The organism is Citrobacter sp. S55_ASV_140 (genome assembly GCF_018919505.1).
Taxonomy (GTDB): Bacteria; Pseudomonadota; Gammaproteobacteria; order Enterobacterales; family Enterobacteriaceae; genus Citrobacter; species Citrobacter werkmanii.
The window spans coordinates 1-2,470 of record NZ_JAHLQZ010000331.1; the positions used below are offsets into that span (position 1 = coordinate 1).

Consider the following 2,470-nt stretch of genomic DNA (forward strand, 5'->3'; position numbering starts at 1 on the left):
TATCAGGTACAAGTAAGGATGCGATTTTTTAACTGGCGCCGACAGGCGATTTTAAATGCGATGCCCCTTGTTAAGCCAGAGCAGATTCGCACGCCGTGGCATGAGTTCTGGCGTCGTTTCCGCCGCCAGCGCATGGCGATGATCGCGGGATTGTTTGTCCTTCTCCTGATTATGGTGGCGATTTTTGCCCGCTGGCTGACGCCATTTGATGCCGAAAACTACTTCGATTATGACCGTCTGAATGACGGGCCGTCGATGCTGCACTGGTTCGGCGTTGACTCCCTGGGACGGGATATCTTTAGCCGTGTGCTGGTTGGGGCGCAAATCTCGTTGGCGGCAGGGGTCTTTGCCGTATTTATTGGCGCGACGATTGGCACCGTGTTGGGATTGCTGGCGGGATACTACGAAGGCTGGTGGGATCGACTGATTATGCGCATCTGCGATGTACTGTTCGCCTTTCCGGGTATTTTGCTGGCGATCGCTGTGGTGGCAGTGCTGGGCAGCGGTATTGCCAACGTGATTATTGCCGTGGCTATTTTTTCTATTCCGGCCTTCGCGCGCCTGGTGCGTGGGAATACGCTAGTGCTGAAGCAGCAGACCTTTATTGAATCTGCGCGCAGTATTGGCGCCAGCGATGCAACCATCATCTTTAACCATATTCTGCCGGGAACGGTCTCATCGATTGTGGTCTTTTTTACCATGCGAATTGGCACGTCGATTATCTCTGCCGCGAGCTTGTCATTTCTGGGATTGGGCGCGCAGCCGCCGACCCCGGAGTGGGGGGCAATGCTCAATGAGGCGCGGGCCGATATGGTGATTGCGCCGCACGTGGCGATTTTCCCGGCAGTGGCGATATTTCTGACGGTGCTGGCGTTTAACTTACTGGGCGATGGCCTGCGCGACGCGCTGGACCCGAAGATAAAAGGATAAACCACAGGCCGGATAAGACGTAACGCTTATCCGGCCTACGTTGGGTTACGCTATTTAAACGCGGGTGCCCCACAGATCGTATTCATCTGCGTTTTCGACCTTCACGCGGATGATATCGCCAGGTTTCACCCTGGTTTCGCCATTCAGGTATACCGCGCCATCGATTTCCGGGGCGTCAGCCATACTGCGACCAATCGCGCCTTCTTCGTCAACTTCATCAACGATAACCAGAATTTCGCGGCCCACTTTCTCCTGCAAGCGTTCAGCAGAGATCTGCTGTTGCAACTGCATAAAGCGGTTCCAGCGTTCTTCTTTCACCTCTTCCGGGATTTGATCCGGCAGATCATTGGCGCCAGCGCCTTCTACCGGGCTGTACTTAAAGCAGCCGACGCGATCCAGGCGTGCTTCCTTCAGGAAGTCGAGCAACATCTGGAAGTCTTCTTCTGTTTCACCCGGGAAACCGACAATGAAGGTGGAGCGCAGCGTCAGTTCAGGACAGATTTCACGCCACTGCTTGATGCGCGCCAGCTGTCTGTCCACGGAGCCTGGGCGTTTCATCAGCTTGAGAATACGCGGGCTGGCATGCTGCAGCGGGATGTCCAGATACGGCAGGATTTTGCCTTCCGCCATCAACGGGATCACGTCATCAACGTGCGGGTAGGGATAGACGTAATGCAGACGCGTCCAGATCCCCAGTTTTGATAACTGTTCACACAGATCAACCATGCTGGTTTTGACCGGCTCGCCGTTATGGAAACCGGTGCGATGCTTCACATCCACGCCGTACGCGGAGGTATCCTGAGAAATGACCAGTATCTCTTTCACGCCCGCATCTACCAGACGCTTGGCTTCGCTGAGAACGTCGCCGATCGGACGACTCACCAGATCGCCACGCATCGACGGAATAATGCAGAACGTGCAGCGGTGGTTGCAGCCTTCAGAAATTTTCAGATAGGCATAATGGCGCGGAGTCAGCTTGACGCCCTGCTCAGGAACCAGACTCTGGAACGGGTTATGCTTTGGTTTTGGCACATAGTGGTGAACGTGCTCCAGAACCTGTTCATAGCTGTGCGGACCGGTGATTTCCAGCACTTTCGGGTGGACTTCACGGATCTGATCAACTTTCGCGCCCAGACAGCCGGTAACGATCACCTTGCCGTTTTCGTTTAACGCTTCGCCGATTGCTTCCAGGGACTCCTGAACCGCGCTGTCGATAAAGCCGCAGGTGTTAACGATAACCATATCCGCGTCGTCGTAGCTTGGCACAACATCATAGCCTTCGGTACGAAGTTCGGTCAGGATGCGCTCAGAATCGACGAGGTTTTTCGGACAACCTAGTGATATAAAACCAATTTTTGCCATTTTCTTATACTGTACATTGCTCGTAATCGGGGGATTATACAGATGCCGTCACGGTACATCTATATCTGATCGGCATAAGACCGGGAGAATAAAGACCAATACCTATAAATAGTGGATCGGTTAGCGGAAGGTGTTTAGCGAGTCTAATTCCGGCTTTAAGTGTCACTTCTTGGCTGTA

2 protein-coding genes are annotated in these 2,470 nt (G+C 53.6%); one reads left to right on the forward strand and one right to left on the reverse strand.

The window, feature by feature from the left end:
- Positions 1 to 18 precede the first annotated feature (18 nt).
- Positions 19 to 930 carry a glutathione ABC transporter permease GsiD gene (gsiD, locus tag KQJ18_RS23320; RefSeq protein ID WP_087857583.1) on the forward strand — a complete coding sequence of 304 codons (912 nt, stop codon included), beginning with the start codon at positions 19 to 21 and terminating at the stop codon, positions 928 to 930.
- A 54-nt stretch (positions 931 to 984) separates the two neighbouring features.
- On the opposite strand, the gene rimO is transcribed toward gsiD, so the two are convergent.
- Positions 985 to 2,292, reverse strand: coding sequence for a 30S ribosomal protein S12 methylthiotransferase RimO (rimO, locus tag KQJ18_RS23325; protein WP_038639187.1), 1,308 nt, complete (start codon positions 2,290 to 2,292; stop codon positions 985 to 987).
- Positions 2,293 to 2,470: the final 178 nt, after the last annotated feature.

Coding starts and splice junctions, on each gene's coding strand:
- gsiD (WP_087857583.1), top strand. CDS start 19: ATGCGATTTTTTAACTGGCGCCGACAGGCGATTTTAAATGCGATGCCC.
- rimO (WP_038639187.1), bottom strand. CDS start 2,292: ATGGCAAAAATTGGTTTTATATCACTAGGTTGTCCGAAAAACCTCGTC.